Consider the following 21,666-nt stretch of genomic DNA (forward strand, 5'->3'; position numbering starts at 1 on the left):
GCTCCGTGCCTCGCGGAGGGCTGTGTTCTCACAGCCTAGATCCGAGCCCCGAAAGGGGCGCGGGGAACGGAGCGACACCACCGCGGGAGGCCCTTACTTGGGCACACCCGTGAGCGCCGAGACCACCGGATCGAGCGCCTCGCTGATCTCCGAGCCGACGGACTGGAAGAACGGCAGCGGCGCCCCGTACGGGTCGTACACCTCGTCGGCCTCGACGCTCGGCGCGAGGAGCCACCCGCGTAGAGCGGCGGCGGCCCGCACCAGGGACCGTGCGCGCTCGACCACACCGGCCTCCACCGGGTCGGGCAGGGTCGCCGGGTCTATGGCCCGCACGAGCCGCGTGAACTCCTTCAGCGTGAACGTGCGCAGACCCGCGCTGTGCCCCATGGAGATGACCTGGGCGCGGTGATCGCGGGTCGCGGTCAGCACCAGGTCGGCTCTTATGACGTGGTCGTCGAGCAGCTCACGCCCGACGAAGCCGGAGGCGTCCGCGCCGAAGTCGGCCAGGACCGCCTCGGCGTTGGCCTCCATGGGGGCACCCTCGTGGCCCCAGGTTCCCGCGCTCTCCACGATGAGCCCGCCGGCCACCCGCTCGCCGAGCCGGGCGGCGAGGGCATGCCGGGTCAGCCGCTCGGTGATCGGTGAGCGGCAGACGTTGCCGGTGCTGACGTGGAGGATGCGGAAGGAGTCGCCGGGGAGCACCAGAGGCTCCCCGTACGGGATGGACTCGGTGCCTATGCCACGCCCCGTCTCAGGGGCTGTCAATTCGCCACCTCGAGGTCGGGTACCACCTTGCGCAGCTCGTCGGCGCTGAGCGCGCCCGCACGCAGCAGGCGCGGTACGGGGCCGGTCACGTCGACGATGGAGGAGGGGATGTTGCCGGGGGTCGGGCCGCCGTCGAGGTAGACGGAGACGGAGTCGCCGAGCATGTCCTGCGCGGCGTCACAGGTCTCGGGAGAGGGGTGTCCGGTCAGGTTCGCCGAGGACAGGGCCAGCGGGCCGACCTCGGTGAGCAGCTCGATGGCGACGGGGTGCAGCGGCATGCGCACCGCGACGGTGCCCCGGGTCTCGCCGAGGTCCCACTGGAGCGACGGCTGGTGCTTGGCGACGAGGGTGAGCCCGCCCGGCCAGAAGGCGTCGACCAGCTCCCAGGCCAGCTCGGAGAAGTCCGTGACGAGCCCGTGCAGCGTGTTCGGGGACGGGATGACCACCGGGGTCGGCATGTTGCGGCCGCGACCCTTGGCCTCCAGCAGGTCACCGACCGACTCCGGCGAGAAAGCGTCGGCGCCGATGCCGTAGACGGTGTCGGTGGGGAGTACGACCAGCTCGCCGCGGCGGACGGCGGACGCGGCTTCGCGCAGACCGGTGATGCGGTCGGTCGCGTCGTTGGTGTCGTAACGCCGTGCCATTTAGCGGGCCTCCAGCTCTGCGTACTGCTCGTCTGCGGAAAGGTGATCGGTCACGGCATCGCCTTGCGGGCGGTCGCGAACCGCGGCCTGTTGTTGAGGTCCGGGTGGTCAGCGGCGTCCGCCCAGCCCCGCTCCTCGGTGAAGATCCACGGCACCTGGCCGCCCTGGGTGTCGGCGTGCTCGATGACGACGACGCCGCCGGGGCGCAGCAGCCGGTGGGCGGTGCGCTCGATGCCGCGGATCAGCGTGAGGCCGTCCTCGCCGGAGAACAGGGCGAGGTCGGGGTCGTAGTCGCGGGCCTCGGGCGCCACGTACTCCCACTCGGTGAGCGGGATGTAGGGCGGGTTGGAGACGACGAGGTCGACCTGGCCGTCGAGGTCGTGGAAGGCGTCCAGAGCGTCTCCCTGGCGCAGGTCGACCCTGGACCCCTCGACGTTCTTCCGCGTCCATTTGAGGGCGTCCTCGGACAGCTCCACGGCGTGCACGCGCGAGCGCGGCACCTCCTGGGCGAGAGCGAGGGCGATGGCGCCGGAGCCGGTGCACAGATCGACGATCAGCGGCTCGACGACGTCCATCGCGCGCACGGCGTCTATGGCCCACCCGACGACCGACTCGGTCTCGGGGCGCGGCACGAAGACGCCGGGCCCGACCTGGAGCTCCAGGTACCGGAAGTAGGCGAGCCCGGTGATGTGCTGGAGCGGTTCGCGCGCCTCGCGGCGGGCGGTGACCTCCCAGTACCGGGCGTCGAAGTCGCTGTCCTTGACGGTGTGCAGCTCCCCCCGCTTGACGCCGTGCACGAACGCGGCGAGCTCCTCCGCGTCGTTGCGCGGCGAGGGCACGCCGGCGTCGGCCAGCCGCCGAGTGGCCTGGGCCACTTCCGCGAGCAGCAGGTTCACGCTGGTCCTCCGGGGCTGAGCTGTGGGCGTACGGGAGTTACGCGGCGGCGAGCTTCGCGGCCGAGTCCGCGTCGACGCACGCCTGGATGACGGCGTCGAGGTCACCGTCGAGCACCTGGTCCAGGTTGTAGGCCTTGAAGCCGACGCGGTGGTCCGAGATGCGGTTCTCCGGGAAGTTGTACGTGCGGATCTTCTCGGAGCGGTCGACGGTGCGGACCTGGCTGCGGCGGGCGTCGGCGGCTTCCTTCTCCGCTTCCTCCTGCGCCGCTGCGAGGAGCCTGGAGCGCAGGATACGCATCGCCTGCTCCTTGTTCTGCAGCTGGCTCTTCTCGTTCTGGCAGGAGGCGACCACGCCGGTGGGGATGTGCGTGATGCGGACGGCGGAGTCCGTCGTGTTGACGGACTGGCCGCCGGGGCCCGACGAGCGGTACACGTCGATGCGCAGGTCGTTGGCGTGGATCTCGACGTCGACCTCCTCGGCCTCGGGCGTGACCAGCACGCCGGCGGCGGAGGTGTGGATGCGGCCCTGCGACTCGGTCGACGGCACGCGCTGCACGCGGTGCACACCGCCCTCGTACTTCAGGCGGGCCCAGACGCCCTGGCCGGGCTCGGTCGCGCCGTTGCCGCCCTTGGTCTTCACGGCGACCTGGACGTCCTTGTAGCCGCCCAGCTCGGACTCGGTGGCGTCGATGATCTCGGTCTTCCAGCCGACGCGCTCCGCGTACCGCAGGTACATGCGCAGCAGGTCACCGGCGAACAGGGCCGACTCGTCGCCGCCCGCGCCCGCCTTGACCTCGAGGATGACGTCCTTGTCGTCGGAGGGGTCGCGGGGCACCAGCAGAAGCCGCAGCTTCTCGGTGATCTCCTCGCGCGACTTCTCCAGCTCCTTGACCTCGGCGGCGAAGTCGGGGTCGTCGGCGGCGAACTCCTTGGCCGTCTCGATGTCGTCCCCGGTCTGCTTCCAGGAGCGGTACGTCGAGACGATCGGGGTGAGCTCGGCGTAGCGCTTGTTCAGCTTGCGCGCGTTGGCCTGGTCGGCGTGGACCGACGGGTCCGCGAGCTTCTTCTCCAGATCGGCGTGCTCACCGATCAGGTCCTCGACGGCCTCGAACATCTCCGGCTCCTGCTGGTACGGGGGGTCAAAAGGGGGCTGCACCGCAAAGCGCCGGTCCCGGTGCCCCCGCGGAAAACAGGGGCACCGGAGACCGGCGCTTGAGCCTCGCTACTTCTTGGCAGCGGCAGCCTTGCCGAAGCGGGCCTCGAAGCGGGCCACACGGCCACCGGTGTCGAGGATCTTCTGCTTGCCCGTGTAGAACGGGTGGCACTCGGAGCAGACCTCGGCACGGATGGTGCCGGAGTCGATGGTGCTACGAGTGGTGAACGACGCGCCACAGGTGCAGCTGACCTGCGTCTCGACGTACTCGGGGTGGATGTCGCGCTTCAAGGTGTCTCCTAGGTTCGGGAGGGCGCCGGGTCGCAGCCGCGGATTGCGGGAGCGTGAACCGGAGCCGACGTACCAGTCTGCCAGCACTGGCCGCATCCCCCAAAACCGGGGTGGGTCCGGAAGTATTCCCCGGAGCCCGCGGCTACTTGACGACGCCGTCGGCCTGGCCGGTGGCGGTGCCCTCGGTGGCCGACTTCGGGACGGCCTTGTCGGCCTTGAGCGCCTTCCAGACCAGGTCGGCCTTGGCGGTGTCGACGAGGACGCGGTTGGCGTCGTTGGTGTCGTACTGGACCGGCAGCGTGACCATGTTCATGTCGTTCGAGCCGATGCCCTTGAGCCCGTTCGCGAACGAGGCCAGGTCCTTCACCGAGGCCAGGTCCGAGTCCGTGGTCACGGACTTGGTGGCGGTGTCGGCGAGGTCGTACAGCTTCTTGGGGTTGGTGAAGACGCCGACGCTCTTCAGCTGGTCCATCAGGGCCTTCATGAACGCCTGCTGGAGCTGGATGCGGCCCAGGTCGCTGCCGTCGCCGACGCCGTGCCGGGTGCGGACGAGGCCGAGGGCCTGCTTGCCGTCGAGGGTGTGGGTGCCCGCGTCGAGCGTGAGGTGGCTGTCGGGGTCGTCGATCGCCTTGGTGGTGGTGACGTCGACGCCGCCGAGGTCGTCGATGAGCTGCTCGAAGCCGCTGAAGTCGACCTCGACGTAGTGGTCCATGCGGATTCCGGTCACCGACTCGGCGGTCTTGACGGCGCAGGCCGCGCCGCCCGTCGAGTACGCGGAGTTGAACATGACCTGGGAGGCCGCCTGGTGCACGGTGCCCTTGGCGTCGGTGCACTCCGGCCGGTCGATGAGCGTGTCCCTGGGTATGGAGACCACGCCGGCCTTCTTGTGGCCCTTGTAGATGTGGACGATCATCGCGGTGTCGGAGCGGGCCGAGCCGTCGTCCTGGCCGCCGCCGGCCTTCTTGTTGGCCCCGGCGCGGCTGTCGGATCCGAGGACCAGGATGTCCTGCGAGCCGTTGTCCACGTTCTGCGGGCGGTCGGTGCCGAGCGCCGCGTTGATGTCGACGCTCTTGATGTTGCCGTCGAGCTTGAAGTAGACGTACCCGATACCGGTGCCGCCGAGCACGACGACGCCCGCCGCGCTCCATGCCGCGATGCGCAGCGCCTTGCTGCGGCCGCTGCGCGGCTTGCGGCGGCGCCCCTTGGCGCGTCGGCGCCCGGGCGTGCTGTCACGGTCCGGCATGTGTCCCTCGCTGGGTCTGTCAGCTCCACTGTGGCCCTCACCTGGTGTGACGGCGAATCGCCAAGAAGGGTTGCACAGCGAACTGTGTCCGCACCGCGTACCCACGTTCACGGAACGTAACGGGACTAAGGTCCCTAACCCTTCTCACCTGCGCTTTTGCCGGTGCTCGCAACATGCTTCACAAAGGCCCCGAATTCTTATGCATGTGGTGAAGGTCTCCGGCCACCCACGCGAGAAAGGGCTGAGCCCCGCCGCTGTGTGCGGCGGGGCTCAGCCCTGAAGGACGTACGGTGATCAGTCGTTGCCGTTGCCGGGGGTCGGCGTCGTCTTCTGGATCTGGAGCAGGAACTCCGCGTTGGACTTCGTCTGCTTCATCTTGTCGAGCAGCAGCTCGATCGCCTGCTGCTGGTCGAGCGCGTGCAGCACGCGGCGCAGCTTCCAGGTGATCGCGAGCTCGTCGCTGCCGAGCAGGATCTCTTCCTTGCGGGTGCCGGACGCGTCGACGTCCACCGCGGGGAAGATGCGCTTGTCGGCGAGCTTGCGGTCGAGCTTGAGCTCGGCGTTGCCGGTGCCCTTGAACTCCTCGAAGATCACCTCGTCCATGCGGGACCCGGTGTCGACGAGCGCGGTGGCGAGGATGGTCAGCGAGCCGCCGTCCTCGATGTTGCGCGCGGCGCCGAAGAAGCGCTTCGGGGGGTACAGGGCCGTCGAGTCGACACCACCGGACAGGATGCGGCCGGAGGCCGGGGCGGCGAGGTTGTACGCGCGGCCCAGACGGGTGATCGAGTCGAGCAGCACGACGACGTCGTGACCCAGCTCCACGAGGCGCTTGGCGCGCTCGATGGCGAGCTCGGCGACCGTGGTGTGGTCCTCGGCCGGGCGGTCGAAGGTCGAGGAGATGACCTCGCCCTTCACCGACCGCTGCATGTCGGTGACCTCTTCCGGACGCTCGTCGACCAGGACGACCATCAGGTGGCACTCGGGGTTGTTGTGCGTGATCGCGTTGGCGATCGCCTGCATGATCATGGTCTTGCCGGTCTTCGGCGGGGCCACGATCAGACCGCGCTGGCCCTTGCCGATGGGCGCGACGAGGTCGATGATGCGGGTCGTCAGCACACCCGGGTCGGTCTCCAGGCGGAGCCGGTCCTGCGGGTAGAGCGGGGTCAGCTTGTTGAACTCCGGGCGCCCGCGGCCGGATTCGGCCGCCATGCCGTTCGCCGAGTCGAGGCGGACCAGCGCGTTGAACTTCTCGCGGCGCTCGCCCTCCTTGGGCTGGCGCACGGCACCGGTGACGTGGTCACCCTTGCGCAGGCCGTTCTTGCGGACCTGGGCGAGCGAGACGTAGACGTCGTTGGGGCCCGGGAGGTAGCCCGACGTACGGATGAACGCGTAGTTGTCGAGGATGTCGAGGATGCCGGCGACGGGGATCAGCACGTCGTCGTCGGACACCTGCGGCTCGTTGCCGAAGCCCTCGTCGCGGCCGCGACGGCCACGGCGGTCGCGGTAGCGCCCGCGCCGGCCACGACGGCCGCCCGCCTCGTCGTCGAAGTCGTCCTGCGGACCGTTGTTACGGTCCTGGCGGCCACCCTGCTGCTGGCGGTTGCCGCCGCCGCCCTGGCCCTGGTCCTTGCTGCCGCCGCCGTCCTGGCCGCCGTCGCCCTTGCCGCCCCTGCGGTCACGGTCGCGGCCACCGCGGTCCCGACGGTCGCGGCGCTCGCGCCGGCCCTCGTTGTTGCCGTTGTCCTGGCCGTTGTCGCCGCCCTGGCCGCCGTCCTGCTTGGACTCGGCCTTGGCCTCGGCGGTGACGGTCTCCGGGCTGCCCGCCTCGGCGGTCGCGCGGCGGCGACGGCGCTCACCGGCGGGCTGCTCGTCCCCGGCGCCCTGGCCCGGGATGTCGATCTGCTGCTGGGCGACGGCCTTCTTCGCCTTCACCGCGCCCGACTCGGCCTTCTCGGCCCTGGCGGCGCCGGACTCGGCCTTCTCCGCCTTGGCAGCGCCGGAATCGGCCGCGGCCTCGTCGCCGGTACGGGCCTTCGAGGTGGCCCGGCGCTTCGGCTTGGCCTCGGCGGTGTCGGCGCTCTTCGCCGGGGCACCGCCGCCGGCCTGCGCCTCCTTGATGACCTCGATCAGCTGGCTCTTGCGCATCCGCGCAGTCCCCCTGATACCGAGGCCCGATGCGACCTGCTGCAGCTCGGCCAGCACCATGCCGTCGAGGCCGGTACCGCGGCGCCGCCGGGCAGGCGTAGCAGAGGTGTCCCCTGCAGACGCTGCGGGCGCGGCAGCGGAGCTGTCGGCAGTCACGCCCATCAGATCGGTGGTGTCGCTCACGAAGGGTCCTTCCCTGGAGCGGACGTCGGCCTGTCTGGCTCGGCGACCGGTTGTGCTGTCCGGCGGTGGTCCTCTCGGTACGGACCGTGCCGGGGCGGTTGTCCGCCGATGAGGCGGAAGAATTCATTGGTGGCAGCGATTCCGGATTCCGCGGGTGCACTGAATTTCCGTGTCACGCGGCTCGGTCACGCCGGTTCCGGAGCAAGCTCGGCAACGTTCAGCGCCTGCTGTCGACAGGCGACGGCATCGCGATGAATTGCTGGGGAGGCTCCCGGAAGAATGGTTGTCCCGGACGGGGACACACAGCACCTCGCCATGGTGGGGTCGGGTGCAGGTTTGAGGTTAACACTACCGGATCCAACAAACATTCCCCCTCTCTCATCCGGCAACCGTGTGTCAGGAGCCAAGCGGCAGCACGCTCGCTCCGTCGACGTCGAGGGCCAGGCGATTGGCCGCCCATCCCTCTCCGGCCAGCCGGGCGACCTTGTCGGCCGCGCCGTCCTCCACGAGGGCGAGGACCGTCGGCCCCGCCCCGGAGATCACTGCGGGGACACCGTCCGCCCGCAGCCGCTCCACGAGGGCGGCGCTCTCCGGCATGGCCGGAGCGCGATACTCCTGGTGAAGGCGGTCTTCAGTGGCCGGCAGCAGCAGCTCGGGGCGCCGGGTGAGGGCCTCGACGAGCAGGGCCGCCCGGCCCGCGTTGGCCGCGGCGTCCACATGGGGGACGCTGCGCGGCAGGAGTCCCCGCGCCATCTCGGTGAGGACGGGCTTCCCGGGGACGAAAACCACCGGAACGATGGAATCCGCTGCGTCCAGGCGGATCGCCCGGCCCGCGCCGCTCTCCATCCAGGCGATGGTGAAGCCGCCGAGCAGGCAGGGCGCCACGTTGTCCGGGTGGCCCTCGATCTCGGTGGCGAGTTCGAGCAGCGCGGCGTCGTCGAGCCGGGTGTCGCCGCCTATCGTCACGGCGCGCGCGGCGACGACGGCCGCGACGATGGCGGCCGAGGAGGAGCCGAGGCCGCGGCCGTGCGGGATGCGGTTCGCGCAGACGATCTCCAGGCCGCGCGGCTGTCCGCCGAGCGCGTCGAAGGCGGTGCGCAGGGCCCGTACGAGCAGGTGGGACTCGTCGCGCGGGAGGTTCTCGGAGCCCTCACCGGCGATGTCGATGTTCAGCCCGGAGTCGGCGACCCTGACGACCACGTCGTCGTAGAGCCCCAGCGACAGGCCGAGGCTGTCGAAGCCCGGGCCGAGATTGGCGCTGGTGGCGGGAACGCGCACCCTGACGGCGGCGGCGCGGAACGCGGGACCGGCCATCGCTCGATGACTCTCCTTGAGCTGCGGGATGTTTCGAGAACTTCCGAGACTTCCGATGTTTTATGAGGCACCCGGGCCGCGAACGACGGAATCAGAAGAGAAAACGACGGAACGGCGGCGGCACCGCTGCATATGCGGTGGGCGGGTTCGGTACAGCCTATCGAAGGAAGGTTCTGTGGCGACATAGGGCGCACAGGAGGCGCACGATGCGTGTCGTAAGCCCCCTGTGCACCCCGTATGCGGATACGTCCAGTTGACGAGGTGTCAGCGCCGGATAAGGGTCAGGCGAGGCCGAGGCGCTCGGCCGCGGCGGCCGCGTCGACCGGGACGGTCACGGGCTGCGGGGCGCCGGCGACGGCCCAGTCCGGGTCCTTCAGGCCGTTGCCCGTCACGGTGCAGACGATCTTCTGGCCCTTGTCGACCTTGCCCTGCTCGGCGGCCTTCAGCAGACCGGCGACGGACGCGGCGGACGCCGGCTCGACGAAGACACCCTCCTGGGACGCCAACAGCTTGTAGGCGCGCAGGATCTCACGGTCCGTCACCTCGTCGATGAAGCCGCCGGACTCGTCGCGCGCGGCCTCGGCCTGCTGCCACGAGGCGGGGTTCCCGATGCGAATAGCGGTCGCAATGGTGGACGGGTCCTTGACGACCTCGCCGCGCACGATCGGCGCGGAGCCGGAGGCCTGGAAGCCCCACATGCGCGGGGTGCGCGAGGAGACGCTGTCGGCGGCGTACTCCTTGTAGCCCTTCCAGTAGGCCGTGATGTTGCCCGCGTTGCCGACCGGGAGGACGTGGATGTCGGGCGCGTCGCCGAGCGCGTCCACGATCTCGAACGAGGCCGTCTTCTGGCCCTCGATGCGGAACGGGTTGACGGAGTTGACCAGCGCCACCGGGTAGTTCTCGGAGAGGCTGCGGGCCAGGTTCAGGCAGTCGTCGAAGTTGCCGTCGACCTGGAGGATCTTCGAGCCGTAGACGAGCGCCTGGCCCATCTTGCCGAGCGCGATCTTGCCGCGGGGCACGAGCACGGCGCAGACCATTCCGGCGCGCACGGCGTAGGCCGCGGCGGACGCCGACGTGTTGCCGGTGGAGGCGCAGATGACGGCCTGCGCGCCCTCCTCCTTGGCCTTGGTGATGGCCATGGTCATGCCGCGGTCCTTGAAGGAGCCGGTCGGGTTGGCGCCCTCGACCTTCAGGTGGACCTCGCAGCCGAGGCGCTCGGAGAGGACCTGCGCGGGCACGAGCGGCGTGCCGCCCTCGCGCAGCGTCACCACCGGCGTGGTGCCGGTCACCGGGAGCCGGTCCCGGTACTCCTCGATGATGCCGCGCCACTGGTGGGTCATTCCGGTCATCCCTGCTACTCCCCTTCAACACGCATGATGCTGGCGACACCGCGCACGGTGTCGAGCTGACGCAGCGCGTCCACGACCCCGGTGAGGGCCGCGTCCGCCGCGCGATGGGTGACGACGACGAGGGAGGCCTCGCCGTCCTTCCCCGACTGGCGCACGGTGTCGATGGAGACGCCGTGCTCGGCGAAGACCGTCGCCACCTGCGCGAGGACGCCGGGCTTGTCGGCCACGTCGAGGCTGATGTGGTACCGCGTCACGACGTCGCCCATCGGGGAGACGGGCAGCTGCGTGTACGCGGAGTCGCCGGGTCCCGTCGCGCCGTTGAGGCGGTTGCGGCAGACGGCGACGAGGTCGCCGAGAACGGCGGACGCGGTCGGCGAACCGCCGGCACCGGGCCCGTAGAACATCAACTGGCCCGCGGCGTCGGCCTCGACGAACACGGCGTTGTACGCGCCGCGCACGGAGGCGAGCGGGTGCTCCAGCGGGATCATCGCGGGGTGCACGCGGGCGGTGACGGAGCCGCCGTCGGCGGCCCGCTCACAGATGGCGAGCAGCTTGATGGTGCAGCCCATCTCCTTCGCGGACGCGAAGTCGGCGGCGGTGACCTCGGTCATGCCCTCGCGGTAGACGTCGTCGAGACGTACGCGCGTGTGGAAGGCGATCCCGGCGAGGATGGCGGCCTTGGCGGCGGCGTCGAAGCCCTCGACGTCGGCGGTCGGGTCGGCCTCGGCGTACCCCAGGGCGGTGGCCTCGTCGAGCGCCTCCTGGTACCCGGCGCCGGTGGAGTCCATCTTGTCGAGGATGAAGTTGGTCGTGCCGTTGACGATGCCCAGGACGCGATTGACCTTGTCGCCCGCGAGGGACTCGCGCAGCGGCCGGATCAGCGGGATGGCGCCCGCGACGGCGGCTTCGTAGTACAGGTCGGCGTCGTGGTCGAGCGCGGCCGCGTGCAGGGCCTCGCCGTCCTGGGCGAGCAGCGCCTTGTTGGCGGAGACGACGGACGCGCCGTGCTCGAAGGCGGTGGTGATGAGGGTCCGGGCGGGCTCGATCCCTCCGATGACTTCGACCACGACGTCGATGTCGCCGCGTTTGACGAGCGCGGTGGCGTCGGTGGTGACGAGGGCGGGGTCGATCCCCTCGCGGACCTTGGAGGGACGCCGCACGGCGACACCGGCGAGCTCGACCGGGGCACCGATGCGCGCGGCGAGGTCGGCGGCGTGCGTCGTCATGATGCGCGCCACCTCGGAGCCGACGACCCCACAGCCCAGCAGCGCCACCTTCAGCGGACGCGTACGCATCATCCGACCTCGTTTCCTCTCCTACTGCGACATGGCACTACGCACCACATCCCTACGGTGGGTCCAGTCTCACTTACCGGACCGGGGATTCTGCCCCCGGTCCGGATTCTGAGACAGATATTTCATTTATCCGACGTCGAGACGCAGGAGATCTTCCTCCGTCTCGCGCCGCACGATCACCCGGGCCTCGCCGTCGCGCACGGCGACGACGGGCGGGCGGAGCGCGTGGTTGTAGTTGCTGGCCATCGAGCGGCAGTACGCGCCCGTGGCGGGCACCGCGATGAGGTCGCCGGGCGCGACGTCGGCCGGCAGGAAGGCGTCCTTCACCACGATGTCGCCGCTCTCGCAGTGCTTGCCGACGACGCGTACGAGCACGGGCTCGGCGTCGGAGCGGCGGGAGACGAGGGCGACGGTGTACTCGGCGTCGTAGAGCGCGGTACGGATGTTGTCGGACATCCCGCCGTCGACGGACACGTACGTCCGCAGGCCGTCGAGCGGCTTGACGGTGCCGACGGTGTAGAGCGTGAAGGCGGTCGGGCCGACGATGGCGCGGCCCGGCTCGACGGAGATCCGGGGCGTGCGCAGCTTCGCGGCCTCGCACTCCCGCGTCACGATCTCGTTCAGCGCCTTGGCGATCTCGTGCGGCTCTCGGGGGTCGTCGTCGCTGGTGTACGCGATGCCGAGGCCGCCGCCGAGGTCGATCTCGGGCAGTTCGACGCCGTGCTCGTCGCGCACCTCGGCAAGCAGTCCGACGACGCGGCGCGCGGCGACCTCGAAGCCGGCCATGTCGAAGATCTGCGACCCGATGTGGCTGTGAATGCCGATGAGCTCCAGCCCGTCGAGCTTGAGCGCCCGCCGCACGGCCTCGGCGGCCTGCCCGCCCGCGAGCGCGATGCCGAACTTCTGGTCCTCGTGCGCGGTGGCGATGAACTCGTGGGTGTGCGCCTCGACGCCCACGGTCACCCGGATCTGGACGCGCTGCCGCTTGCCGAGCCGGTCGGCGATGTGGGCGACGCGGACGATCTCCTGGAAGGAGTCGAGGACGATGCGCCCGACCCCGGCGGCGACGGCCCGCTCGATCTCCTCCTCCGACTTGTTGTTGCCGTGGAGGGCGATGCGCTCGGCGGGCATGCCGGCGGCGAGCGCGGTGGCGAGTTCGCCGCCGGAGCAGACGTCGAGGTTCAGCCCCTCCTCGTGCAGCCACCGCACGACGGCCCGGCTCAGGAACGCCTTCCCGGCGTAGAACACGTCGGCGTCCGGCCCGAAGGCGTCGCGCCAGGCGGCGCACCGGGCGCGGAAGTCGGCCTCGTCGAGGAAGTAGGCCGGGGTACCGAACTCCTCGGCGAGCCGGGCCACCTCGATGCCGCCGACGGTGGTGCCGCCGTCGGCGGTCCGGGCCACGGTCTGCGACCAGACCTTGGGGTCGAGGACGTTGAGGTCGGTGGGCGGGGCGGCGTAGTGCCCTTCGGGCAGGACGTCGGCGTGCCGGGGGCCTGCGGGGTGTGCGGAACGGCTCATGGCTGCGGTTGCGCTCTCTTCGGGGTGCTCATACGTGGGCGGGGGCGTCGATGCCGAGCAGGGTCAGGCCGCCGGCCAGCACCGTCCCGGCGGCTTCGGCGAGCGCGAGCCGGGCGCGGTGGGCGGCCGAGGGTTTCTCTCCGCCCAGGGGCAGTACGTCCGCGAGGCCGGGCAGCACCGTGTCGGCGACGACGACGAGGTGCCGGGCGAGCCGGTCCGGGGCGTGGTGCCGGGCGGCGGAGAGCAGGATGCGCGGGTACTCGGCGAGGACGGCGACGAGCTGCTCGTGCCCGGGGGCCCCGCCGGGGTCGCTCTCGAACCCGAGGTCGGCGGCGTTGCGTGTGAGGGCGCGGGTGCGGGCGTACGCGTACCGGACCCGGAAGAGCGGGTTCGACTCGCGCTGCGCGAGGAGACCGGCGCGGTCCTCGGCGGTGTCGGTGCGCGGGTGGTCGTGCGCGGCGGGGTGGAGCAGGGCCCAGCGGGCGGCGTCGGGCCCCAGCAGGCAGAACAGGTCGTCGGGGTGGAGTACGGGGACGGGTCGTACGGTGACGGGGCCTGCGGGGTCCCGCCGTACCTCGGCGCCCTGGCTGCGGGCGATGCGCGCGAGGGCGTCGGCGAGGACCTCGGCGCGCAGCTCGGGCGCCACGTCCAGGACGAGCCGGTGCCCGCGCAGAGCGTCCCCGTGCCCGTACGCGGCGCCCTGCCGAAGGATCTCGGCGACGAGCTTCTGGCTCGGATCGGTGGCGAGGGTGAGATTGAGGAACCCCGGCCCGGTGATGTCGACGGCCGCGATCCCGGGGCTGCCGGTCAGCCGCCGGGAGAGCACCTCGGCGATCTGGCGCGGGGGCCGTCCGGTGGGCCCGGCGATCTGCAGGGCGGCGTTCGTGGCGTAGTCCCCGCGCCCGCCGGGCCGCGGCCGCTCGACGACGACCCGGGCGACGGCCTCGTCGACGGCCCTGTCGGCAACCACACCGAACTCACCGTCGTCGACCGCGCGACGAACGGCGCGCAGAACGGTGCGGGAGAGGTCGGCGGGCGTCACAGGGCAAGCGTAGGGGAGGAGGGGGGTGGGTAGGCGAGTCGGTTATGCGGATGGTCCGGGATGCGGACGGGGCGGGTGGGCCCGGGCCACTCGATGCGGCGCCCTCAGGCGTCGGCGGTGCGGGTGGCGCGCTCGCCCGATCCGTCACCGCTCACGTGTGGGGGCTCGGACTCGCCCCCCGCCCCCTTGCTCTCACCGGGGCCCCTGCGGCCGGCGCCACCACGGGTCCTCCCCCGCTCCCTCAACTGCCCGACCACACGCACCAGTTCACCGGGCTCGAAGGGCTTGGCGAGGAAGGCGTCGACGCCGACGTCCAGCCCGTTCTCCACCTCGTACTGGGTGCAGGCGCTGACGATGACGATGGGCAGATCCCTGGTCCGGTCGTCGGCGCGGAGGCGGGCGGCGGTACGCAGGCCGTCGAGGCGCGGCATCACCACGTCGAGGGTGACGATGTCGGGCTGCACCTGATGCACGACTTCCAGACATTCGGCACCATCAGCCGCGGTCACGACCTCGAAGCCCTCCAGCTCGAGATTGACCCTGATCAACTGCCGGATCACCTTGTTGTCGTCCACGACAAGGACCCGGCCGGACGCGCCTGGCACAACTCGAGAGTAGGTCCGCACCGGCCACCGCGTCCGGGTTTTCCCCACTTCCGCCCCGTACAGGGGACGCGGCCCCCCTCATGGCTCCCGCTTCCCCCGGCCGGCCCGGCCTCTCCCTCCCTGGTCCGCCCCCGTTCCGCCACCTCGGAAAACCTGTTCATGAGGACCCCGAGCAAGCTGGTACTGTTCTACCCGTCGCCACGCACAGCGCGGCGCACGCCCCCGTAGCTCAGGGGATAGAGCAACGGCCTCCGGAGCCGTGTGCGCAGGTTCGAATCCTGCCGGGGGCACCTTGGATTAGGTGCCTGGAGACCCCGTCATCAGCGGAGACGCTGACGGCGGGGTTTTTTTGCGTGCGCAGGCGAAGGCGGGCGGAAGCAGTCGTTTGCCAGTGATCACGTAATGGCGACGTAATGATCTTGGCAGCTATTGGCGCAGGTGAGCGGCAGTTTCCGGGGTGCGGTCGACAGCATGGAGAAGGCCCCGGAGCACAGCGGCTCCAGGGCTTTTCTCAGCGGGCTTCCTCCCTCGGTCTCAGGTCTCGTCGTCCCCCTCCCCCAGCCCCTGCATGATCCGGTCGTTCATCTCCGCTTCCTGCCCGTCGACGCACTTGGCGTAGATCCTCAGCAGCACGTCGACCGAATGTCCGGCGCGCGCGGCCACCTCGGGCGCCGGGACACCGGAGTTGAGCCACTGCGAGACTCCCGCGTGCCGGAGGTCGTACGGCCGGGCAGCCATCACGGACCCGACCTGGTGTGGCAGGAGCGCCAGTTCCCGTGCCTGCTTCCAGACGCGCGAGTACGACGAGGCAGCGACGACGTTGCCCCGCTCGCTGGAGAAAAGGCGCCCGTCCGGGGCCGTACCGAACTCCTTGATGTGGTCGAGGAGCAGTCGCACCAGCGGAGGCGGGATGGGCACAGTCCGGATCTCACCGGCTTCCCGCTGCTTGAGCCCGCGACGGTCGTGAGCCTCACCGGAGTCCGTCCACGCCTTGCCGGCGGTCGGGCGGGTCTCCGCCAGCTCGATGCGACCCCATCCCTTCTCCGGGAGGAAGCAGTCCGAGCGACGCAAGCCCAGTGCTTCGCCGGGTCGCACCGCCGCGTAGTACAGGCACCCGAAGAAGGCGCGGAGCCGACGGCCGCTCGCCCGGTCGTACTCGCCGACGTAGGTGAGCGCGGTCAGTAGCTCCCGCGCCTGCCGGGGATTGACCACCACACGGCGGTCGACCTCTTGCACTGCGCGCTTGCCCCGAGTCCGGCGCACCTGTGACAGCGGATTGACGGTCAGCGCGCCGAGTTCGACGGCGTACTGCAACACGTTGAAGACCACCGCCCGGCGACGCCGATAGGTCTGCGTCGCGGCCGGCTTGCCGTCGAGGCGCCGGGTGAGCGCGTCGACCAGGTCCTGTGCACGGGTTCCCTCCGAGAGTTCGGCCACCGGCAACGATGCCTTCGACAGCCAGACCAAGGCAGCGGCAATCTCCTCGGGACGCTCCCGTTCGCGACGAGGCGGAGGCAACAGATGCGACCGCAGGGCGCGGCGCAGGGCCGATGGGTCAGGCCTCCCGCGCAACGTCTTCACGGGAACCGGCAGGACCGTGGCCAGCGCATCGGTCACACTGTCGCGCTGCTTGGCCGAAGCCTCCGCCCAGCGGGCATCGACGTACTTCACGGCCAGTTCCACGAAGCTCAGCGCGACTTTGCCGCCCCGCAGGGAGTCGGGAAGGCCCGTCACGGTGTCGAAGGCTTCGCCTCTCTCCGTGGCGCGCAGGAGCTTGGCTCGGAAGCGATCGGCAAGCGGCTTGGTCTTGTAGGAGTCGTGGAACGGTGAGCCCTCCACCGACCAACGCACGAGATGCGTCGGCTTCTGGGCAGAGCGGTTCACGCTCAACTTCCAGATGACGACCTTGTACGACTTCACCGCGCGCCCCCGTTCACGCCTTCCGCCCGCTCGTCCACCCAGGCGTCGAGTACGTCGCGGCGTACGCGGAGTTGGCCGTTCGGGAGGCGGATGCAGCTCGGGGCGAGTTCGAGTTCACGCCAGCGGTAGAAGGTGCGGCGAGAGACGCCTCCTAACTCCTCCAAGACCTGCCGCACGGTGAGGAGTTCGATCGATGGCCAGTTACGCGCCATGACCACCACCGCCTTCCCGTACGGAGGCCGCGAGCAGCGCCCCTTCCGGTGAGTAGCCGCGCCCGGCGTACCGCCACTGCCCAACCAGGACCACGGGACGGCCGGCGAACCCGAGCGCTGCACGCTGCTCCTCGGCCCGATGGTCGGCGCGGGCACGACGGAGTTCGCCGAGGGTGGTCGAGTAGCGGCGGGACTTGGTGGAGAAGTGACCGCCGTAGCCGAGCATGTGCGCCCAGCGGCGCAGGCCGAGACCGCCGAACGCGGGCAGGCCGCCGAGCCACCAGCACGTACCGATCATCCGCAGCACGTGCGCCCGCACCGGCAGAAGGACCAGCTCCCGCGGGGAACGGATACGCCCGTCAACCGCGCCGGCCGACTCTGCCCCCTTGGTGGCGTACTTAGCGATGTACCCGGCAACAGCTCCCGACGATGGCCGCTTTCCCGTCGCGGAGGCGGCGACCGGGCGTACGTCGATCTGCGCGCCGAAGCGCAGCACCCGGGCCCCGACGACCGAGCTACCTGGCGCCCGCAGCCCCACTCGGGAGGCTGCGGGCGGAACGGCATCGGCAAGCAGTGCGGTGCTTGCCCAGACGGGCGGGAGGGAGCCCGGCCCGTCCGGGCCGTCGAGACGGACGACCGCGTGGAAGTGGACCAGGCCGCGCCGCTGGTACTCGGCGACTTTGGCGTATGAGACCCGGGCCACCTCCCCCAGCGTCGTACGGGACACCCCGACCCGACGGGCGATCTCCCGCCTCAGTTCGATGCCGAACCGATGCCAAAGCAGACCCGCGCAGGACTGCCAGAGCACGGCGCCGGCGTAGTCGTAGCAGCGCGGGCAGAGCGGTTCGCCAAGGCGAGGATCGTCCGGGGCGTGGCGGACGGTACAGCCGAGAGGCAATCCGTGCGAGCAGTCCGAGGCACCCCGCCGGGGGCGGCACGGGCGTACGCGGCCCGACTGCTCCCGGCGAGTGTGAACCGGACCGAAGCTGGGCGCGGTGAGGGTGGCGAACACCCGGGGGTGCACGTCCACCGTCTCCGGGACAGCCTTGCCACCTACGAGTCCGGCGCGTACGAGCTGGTACGTGTCCGCTTGATAGAGGCGGGAGCAGGCCGGGCAGACCGATGCGCGGCGGTTCCCGCAGGCGGTCAGCAGACGCCGCGCACTGGCTGGATCGCTGGACTCCTCGGCACCGGTCAGGGTCTCCCCCGTCGCGGTGTCCACCAGGACCGTGGAGCCGACCAGGTGGACGGGGTTGGTGCAGCCGCCGAGGCGGATGATGGCGCGGCGCCAGCCGGGAAAGTCCGGCTGTGCCGCCCGTTCCAGGAGGGCGGCGACGCCCGGGGAGAGCGAGGACGGCGCGTTCATCGCCGACCACCGCCTCCGGGGCCGAAGGCGTGGCCGAGCACGATGGCGATTGCCTCCGGCGGGGTCTTGGCGCTGAAGCGGTACGTCGGGTCGGTGAGCCAGACTGCGGCGGCGTGCCCGGGGCAGAGTCGGCGTTCGGTGTCGTCGAGGGCGACCAGGACGACCTGTTCGCGGCCGGCGCAGGTAGCGGGGTAGTCGTCGGGAGCCCGGAGGTCGCAGTCCGGCGCGTGAGATTTGCGCGGACGGTGGGCGGTGGACACAGTGTGAGTGCTCCTTTCACTGCTCATGTGGCGAGGGGAGAGGGCTTCCGGCGGGGTCGGGTTTGGCGACTTCGCGCCCCGTCGGGAGTCCGTGAATCGGGCCGTGACTGCCGTCCTGTAGAGGGGAAGCGGCGGGCCGGTTGCGGGCGGTGGATGCGGTCGGATCTGCACGGGTGCCTTTCGCTGAGTGGTTTGGGTCGTTGGGTGCGTTGGGGCCACTGCGCTCAGAATCGGAGCTGTGCGAGCACTCCGTTCACTCCGGAGAGCAGCTGCGAGACGAGCGGTGCGGCGACGGTGCGGGAAAGCAGGAAGCCGAAGGCGCAGCAGAGCAGCACGTCCAGCCAGCGCAGGTACCGGATGCGCAGGAGGAACCAGATCGCGAGGCCGAGCAGCAGCACGGCCGACGTGGTGACCAGCACGGTGACTCTCCTTGTCAGGCCAGGGCGGCGGACAGTTCGGGCAGTGCGGGTGTCAGGTGCGCGTGGGCGGCGGCGACTGCTTCGGCCTCCGCTTCCGTGATGAGGTGGGACCGACCGCGTTCCCAGCCGTCGCCGGAGGCGAGCACGGCGGTGCCGGCCTCTTCGGGGGCGATGGCCTGAGCAGCCTTGAGCGCGTCGGGGTTGAGGTCGCCGAGTGTCATTTCCGCCGTACCGGGGTCAGCGACCCGGTGGCAGACCCGGCCACCGAGTTGAGCGCGGAGCGCGGTCACCCCGGGGCCGAGATCGGAGCCGACGCGCTGTCCGGCGACTACGAGGAACACCCCGAGTGCGGCGCCGAGTTGGGCGAGCCGGATCAGCGCGGTACCGGCCGCATGTGCTTCGTCCTTCTCGTGGCGCCCGGCGACGAGGAAGAGTTCCGCGATCTCGTCCACGATGACGACGACCGGTACCGGCCGTTCCTTCTCCGCGAGGCCCCAGATGTTGCGGACGCCGGCCACGCGGCAGACCGTCATGCGATCGAGGGTGAGATCCACCAGCGCGGACAGCAGCCGCACCGCCTGTCTCCGGTTGGTCGCGAGGGCGGAGAGGCGAGGCCCGTAGAGCGACAGTTCCATGCCGCCTTTGCAGTCGATGCCGACGAGGGCGACCGGTTGCGGCGCGAGACCGGCGACGAGTGCGTTGATCAGCGTCGACTTGCCGGAACGGGTGGCACCGACGATCAGCCAGTGCGGTATTCGGCGCAGGTCGATGACCCAGGCCGCTCCGGTCTCCAGTGTCCCGACGACCACCCGCAGCAGCAGCCCTGGTCCACGGGTGTGCGGCGCTCGTGGTGCGGCGAGTGGGTTGGCGTACAGGGCGTTGATCCGTACGACGCCGGGCCGTTGGGAAGTGACCCGGACCGCGTGGATCTGCCAGTCCTCCGCCATCGCGGGTGCCGCCTTCACGAAGTCCTCGGGCAACTGCCCGGGAAGCAGGCGCACCAGGAAGACGAAGCCGTTAGCCGCGGGCCGGATGAACCCGAAACGCGGAACGCGGGGTTGGGGCGGCGGAGCCCCGTTGCCGACGAGCCCGGACACCACCGTCAGGGCGGGGCGACGACTCACGGCGAGTCCGCACCCGGCCATCAGCGCCCGCCAGGTGCGGGCGACGCGAAGGGCGGCGGCCGGGTAGCCGAGTAACAACCACCAGGCGGCCGGATGCCTCCGGCGAAGCGCCGGGCCAGCTATCAACAGGCCCAGAACTAAGACGGCGGCGACCACGAGAATTCGCCCCGGCCAGGAAGCCCCGGCCGACGGGTCGGCAGACGCCAGGGTGATCACTGCCCGGCCCCCTTGGCGGCCGAGGTCGCCTGAAGGGGACGGATCTCGGCGGCACGGTAGGCGATCCCATGCCGTCCTTCGTTCTCCCAGGGGATGGCGACCAGATCGCGTACGGCGACGGGCGTGCCGTTCTGCACGCCGGACGGCTCGCCGGGGACGCTCACGTTGACCACGTCCGCCGAGGTGCCGGCCATCAGGCAAAGGCCCACCTGGTACAGCGTCTTGCCGGTGTCGCGGTCCACCCTGACCTGCCCGGACTCACGGCTGACGAGCCGCGGAGTCGGGGGTACGGCGCAGATGATCCCCGTGAACTTGGCGGTGTCGATCGGAAGGGTTGCCACTTCTTGGACTCCTCTCATGGGCACCCGCAGGCCAGTCCTGCGGATTGCTAGACCACCCGTAGTACGGGTGACGTGAGTCCAGATTGGCGACCCGTAGTACGGGTTGTCAACCGTGTTGGGATAAGAGAAGCTGTCCACGTTCGTGGACAGTTCGTCTACGGAAACGGACAAGCCGCAAAGGCCGAGGGCCACGGAGGACCGGGCATGCCGCCAAAGAACACGCAGCCGAAGTACCGGCAGATCGCCGACTACCTGCGCGAAGGCATCCTGGACGGCACCTTCCCGGCCGGCCAGCCGCTCCCCTCGGAGGAGTCGTTGGCCAAGCAGTTCGGCGTGACGCGCCCGACTGTCCGTCAGGGCCTCACCGAACTAAGGGCATCCGGACTGGTCGAGGCCATCATGGGCCGAGGCACGTTCGCCCGCTCCCCCCAGAACCGCCCCAGCCTCACGCTCCCCCGAGGTGTCCGCCGCGCTTCCGACGGCTCATACACAGAGGCCGACGGCATCCGCTGGACCGACGCCGAGGAGCCCGCGGCCACGCGCACAGACGCCCCGCTCGCATTGGCTGACCTTCTCCGTGTCCCGCCGGGCGAGCCCCTGTTCACCTACGACGCCTTGCAGACCGCCGACCAGGGCCGCCTACGCCAACTCCACCGCACCTACATCCCGTTCTCGGTGCTCCTGGATACCAAGTACGAGGAGCAGCCCCCGCCGCCGGCGCCGCACCTCTACAACGCGCTCGCCGAACTGGGCCACGAACTCCACTTCACGGAGTACATCCGCACCCGCATGCCTCTACCGGACCAGGCCCGGGCCCTTCGCTTGGCCGACGGGGTACCCATGCTGCACATCCTCCGCGTCACGCTCACGGCAGCGGACAAGCCGCTAGCCCTAGAGGAGTTGAACCTTTCAGGGCACGACTTGGAGCTTGCGTTCGCCCTGTAGTCAGCCGCGCAAGAATCGGCTCCCGGTTCAGACTTTCTCTACTTCTTCAAGCACCCGGCTGCGCTCCGCTCCGCCGGGCGGGCTTCCCGGCTCCGCTCGGGGCGCCGCTCCTGCCTTCGGCCCGCTCCGCCCCGGCTGCGCCGACGCCCGCCCACTGTGGTTAGGCCCTGAGGTCATGAGTCGAGCACTCGGCACGCTCTCGGCCCTCGGTCACAGACGATGCCTCCGGCGGGGGATCGGCCGGCACCGGGTGGGAGGGGGGCGCCGTTCCCGGCCGCGGGCACATCGTGGTGGGCGTGGTGGGCTCCCATCCCGTCCACTGTCGACCCAGGCAGAGCCGAGCAGACGCGGCCCATGGCGTCCAGGTCGTTCGTACAGTGGCGCGCTCCACCTGGACGCCATGAACCACGCCCGCTCCAC

General features: G+C 70.6%; 21 protein-coding genes and 1 tRNA gene. 2 read left to right on the top strand and 20 right to left on the bottom strand.

Features of this window, described 5'->3' with window-relative positions:
* Nucleotides 1-93 precede the first annotated feature (93 nt).
* The 13 genes from K377_RS38435 to K377_RS38495 all read right to left on the bottom strand — a co-directional run bounded on the left by K377_RS38435 (nucleotide 94) and on the right by K377_RS38495 (nucleotide 14,491).
* The gene (locus tag K377_RS38435; RefSeq protein ID WP_111668293.1) at nucleotides 94-765 is read right to left on the bottom strand and encodes a protein-tyrosine-phosphatase; all 672 of its coding nucleotides are present in this window, start codon (nucleotides 763-765) and stop codon (nucleotides 94-96) included.
* Nucleotides 762-1,409: an L-threonylcarbamoyladenylate synthase gene (locus K377_RS38440; protein ID WP_111668294.1), complete on the bottom strand. Its 648-nt coding sequence runs from the start codon at nucleotides 1,407-1,409 to the stop codon at nucleotides 762-764. Before K377_RS38440 ends, K377_RS38435 begins: the two co-directional genes overlap by 4 nt.
* Before the next feature lie 50 nt (nucleotides 1,410-1,459).
* Nucleotides 1,460-2,305: a peptide chain release factor N(5)-glutamine methyltransferase gene (gene prmC / locus K377_RS38445; protein WP_111668295.1), complete on the bottom strand. Its 846-nt coding sequence runs from the start codon at nucleotides 2,303-2,305 to the stop codon at nucleotides 1,460-1,462.
* Nucleotides 2,306-2,342: 37 nt separating this feature from the next.
* Nucleotides 2,343-3,419 carry a peptide chain release factor 1 gene (prfA, locus tag K377_RS38450; RefSeq protein ID WP_111668296.1) on the bottom strand — a complete coding sequence of 359 codons (1,077 nt, stop codon included), beginning with the start codon at nucleotides 3,417-3,419 and terminating at the stop codon, nucleotides 2,343-2,345.
* Nucleotides 3,420-3,527: 108 nt separating this feature from the next.
* Nucleotides 3,528-3,749 carry a 50S ribosomal protein L31 gene (rpmE, locus tag K377_RS38455; protein ID WP_018535357.1) on the bottom strand — a complete coding sequence of 74 codons (222 nt, stop codon included), beginning with the start codon at nucleotides 3,747-3,749 and terminating at the stop codon, nucleotides 3,528-3,530.
* 142 nt (nucleotides 3,750-3,891) lie between these two features.
* The gene (locus tag K377_RS38460; RefSeq protein WP_111668297.1) at nucleotides 3,892-4,992 is read right to left on the bottom strand and encodes an LCP family protein; all 1,101 of its coding nucleotides are present in this window, start codon (nucleotides 4,990-4,992) and stop codon (nucleotides 3,892-3,894) included.
* A gap of 294 nt (nucleotides 4,993-5,286) precedes the next feature.
* Entirely contained in the window at nucleotides 5,287-7,320 is a 2,034-nt protein-coding gene (gene rho / locus K377_RS38465) for a transcription termination factor Rho (protein ID WP_111668298.1), read from the bottom strand.
* A 396-nt stretch (nucleotides 7,321-7,716) separates the two neighbouring features.
* Nucleotides 7,717-8,634, bottom strand: coding sequence for a homoserine kinase (gene thrB, locus K377_RS38470; RefSeq protein ID WP_111668299.1), 918 nt, complete (start codon nucleotides 8,632-8,634; stop codon nucleotides 7,717-7,719).
* A gap of 281 nt (nucleotides 8,635-8,915) precedes the next feature.
* Complete coding sequence (gene thrC, locus K377_RS38475; RefSeq protein WP_111668300.1) at nucleotides 8,916-9,974, bottom strand: threonine synthase; 1,059 nt, start codon at nucleotides 9,972-9,974, stop codon at nucleotides 8,916-8,918.
* 14 nt (nucleotides 9,975-9,988) lie between these two features.
* Nucleotides 9,989-11,281: a homoserine dehydrogenase gene (locus K377_RS38480; RefSeq protein ID WP_111668301.1), complete on the bottom strand. Its 1,293-nt coding sequence runs from the start codon at nucleotides 11,279-11,281 to the stop codon at nucleotides 9,989-9,991.
* A 123-nt stretch (nucleotides 11,282-11,404) separates the two neighbouring features.
* The gene (gene lysA / locus K377_RS38485) at nucleotides 11,405-12,796 is read right to left on the bottom strand and encodes a diaminopimelate decarboxylase (protein WP_111668302.1); all 1,392 of its coding nucleotides are present in this window, start codon (nucleotides 12,794-12,796) and stop codon (nucleotides 11,405-11,407) included.
* Nucleotides 12,797-12,824: 28 nt separating this feature from the next.
* Nucleotides 12,825-13,838 (bottom strand): ArgS-related anticodon-binding protein NrtL, encoded by a 1,014-nt coding sequence (nrtL, locus tag K377_RS38490; RefSeq protein WP_111668303.1) that lies wholly within the window; start codon nucleotides 13,836-13,838, stop codon nucleotides 12,825-12,827.
* A gap of 104 nt (nucleotides 13,839-13,942) precedes the next feature.
* A complete protein-coding gene (locus K377_RS38495) occupies nucleotides 13,943-14,491 on the bottom strand; it encodes a response regulator (RefSeq protein ID WP_111668304.1) in 549 nt (182 codons plus the stop codon).
* Between the two features lie 170 nt (nucleotides 14,492-14,661).
* Here K377_RS38495 and K377_RS38500 point away from each other — a divergent pair.
* Nucleotides 14,662-14,733: transfer RNA gene (locus K377_RS38500), tRNA-Arg, on the top strand.
* A 244-nt stretch (nucleotides 14,734-14,977) separates the two neighbouring features.
* On the opposite strand, the gene K377_RS38505 is transcribed toward K377_RS38500, so the two are convergent.
* The 7 genes from K377_RS38505 to K377_RS38535 all read right to left on the bottom strand — a co-directional run bounded on the left by K377_RS38505 (nucleotide 14,978) and on the right by K377_RS38535 (nucleotide 20,301).
* Nucleotides 14,978-16,363, bottom strand: a complete 1,386-nt coding sequence (locus tag K377_RS38505) for a site-specific integrase (RefSeq protein ID WP_111668305.1) — start codon at nucleotides 16,361-16,363, stop codon at nucleotides 14,978-14,980.
* The gene (locus K377_RS38510) at nucleotides 16,360-16,575 is read right to left on the bottom strand and encodes an AlpA family transcriptional regulator (protein WP_111668319.1); all 216 of its coding nucleotides are present in this window, start codon (nucleotides 16,573-16,575) and stop codon (nucleotides 16,360-16,362) included. The genes K377_RS38505 and K377_RS38510 overlap by 4 nt, the downstream gene beginning before the upstream one ends.
* Nucleotides 16,565-17,941 carry a replication initiator gene (locus K377_RS38515; RefSeq protein ID WP_111668306.1) on the bottom strand — a complete coding sequence of 459 codons (1,377 nt, stop codon included), beginning with the start codon at nucleotides 17,939-17,941 and terminating at the stop codon, nucleotides 16,565-16,567. The genes K377_RS38510 and K377_RS38515 overlap by 11 nt, the downstream gene beginning before the upstream one ends.
* A complete protein-coding gene (locus tag K377_RS38520) occupies nucleotides 17,938-18,201 on the bottom strand; it encodes a hypothetical protein (protein ID WP_111668307.1) in 264 nt (87 codons plus the stop codon). The genes K377_RS38515 and K377_RS38520 overlap by 4 nt, the downstream gene beginning before the upstream one ends.
* 224 nt (nucleotides 18,202-18,425) lie before the next feature.
* Nucleotides 18,426-18,620: a hypothetical protein gene (locus K377_RS38525; protein ID WP_111668308.1), complete on the bottom strand. Its 195-nt coding sequence runs from the start codon at nucleotides 18,618-18,620 to the stop codon at nucleotides 18,426-18,428.
* A 14-nt stretch (nucleotides 18,621-18,634) separates the two neighbouring features.
* Entirely contained in the window at nucleotides 18,635-19,744 is a 1,110-nt protein-coding gene (locus tag K377_RS38530) for an FtsK/SpoIIIE domain-containing protein (RefSeq protein WP_258395299.1), read from the bottom strand.
* A 212-nt stretch (nucleotides 19,745-19,956) separates the two neighbouring features.
* Entirely contained in the window at nucleotides 19,957-20,301 is a 345-nt protein-coding gene (locus K377_RS38535; RefSeq protein WP_111668309.1) for a hypothetical protein, read from the bottom strand.
* A gap of 204 nt (nucleotides 20,302-20,505) precedes the next feature.
* Between K377_RS38535 and K377_RS38540 the strand changes: the two genes are divergently transcribed.
* Nucleotides 20,506-21,246: a GntR family transcriptional regulator gene (locus K377_RS38540; RefSeq protein WP_111668310.1), complete on the top strand. Its 741-nt coding sequence runs from the start codon at nucleotides 20,506-20,508 to the stop codon at nucleotides 21,244-21,246.
* Nucleotides 21,247-21,666: the final 420 nt, after the last annotated feature.

Origin of the sequence: Streptomyces sp. PsTaAH-137 (assembly GCF_003259365.1) — a bacterium.
In the GTDB taxonomy this organism is placed as follows: Bacteria; Actinomycetota; Actinomycetes; order Streptomycetales; family Streptomycetaceae; genus Streptomyces.